Below are 1117 nucleotides of genomic sequence, written 5' to 3' on the forward strand. Positions count from 1 at the left end.
TCCGCGGGTGCGGGAGATCGAGTTCTGGGAAGGGGTCGCGGCGGGCAAGGTCGTCGAGGCAGCGGCGGTGGCGGTCGGCATGTCGGGGTTCAAGGGCCGCACGGTGTTCCGTGAGGCTGGCGGTGTGCGTCCTGATCTGAAGAGGCCCTCGCGGTCGCTTTCGTATGAAGACCGCTGCCTGATCGAGGCGATGCTCACCGTCGCGGGGGTGACCCAGCGCCAGATCGCTGTGCGGGTGGGGTGTCATCCGGCCACGATCGGCCGGGAGCTGGCCCGCAACAGCGGACGCCGGGGCTATCGAGCGCGCAGCGCCCAGTCCCGCGCCGATCTGCGTGCCCGTCGGCCCAAACCGACCAAGCTGGGTCGCTGCGAGCGGCTGCGTCACGAGGTGCAGACTCGGCTCGAGGACGAACACTCACCCGAGCAGATCGCTCGACGACTGCGGGTGGACTTCCCCCACGACCCGGAGATGCGCGTGTCCCACGAAACGATCTACAAGTCGCTGTTCGTCCAAGGCCGTGGTGAGCTGCGCCGCGATCTGACCGCCCGGCTGCGCACCGGTCGGACGCTACGCCGGCCCCGCCACCCGGCCGGGCGTGCTGGCAACGGCCAAGGCCGGATCCCGGGCATGGTGATGATCAGCGAACGACCCGCCGAGGTCGAGGACAGGGCCGTGCCCGGCCACTGGGAAGGCGACCTGATCATGGGCTCACAAGCATCCAAGTCCGCGATCGGCACCCTGGTCGAACGCGCCACCCGGTACGTGATGCTGCTGCACCTACCCCACGGCCACGGTGCCGACGCCGTCCAGAGCGCCATGATCCAGACAGCCAGCCGGCTGCCCGACCAGCTGCGCCGCACCCTGACCTGGGACCAGGGCAAGGAGATGGCCAACCACGTCCAGATCGCCGCCGCGACCGACCTGGACATCTACTTCTGCGACCCCCACTCGCCGTGGCAGCGCGGCACCAACGAGAACACCAACGGGCTGCTCCGTCAGTACTTCCCCAAAGGCACCGACCTATCGGTCTACCAGGCCGACTACCTCGACCACGTCGCCACCAAGCTCAACACCCGACCACGCAAGACCCTCGACTGGGCGACCCCCGCCGAAGCC

1 protein-coding gene is annotated in these 1117 nt (G+C 69.1%); it reads left to right on the top strand.

Annotated features, from left to right (window positions below):
• Positions 1-7: 7 nt before the first annotated feature.
• Positions 8-1117 (top strand): IS30 family transposase (locus ABD875_RS22560; RefSeq protein ID WP_425576223.1); only part of this gene is annotated, 1110 nt, incomplete at its 3' end.

The organism is Nocardioides caricicola (genome assembly GCF_039541135.1).
Taxonomy (GTDB): Bacteria; Actinomycetota; Actinomycetes; order Propionibacteriales; family Nocardioidaceae; genus Nocardioides; species Nocardioides caricicola.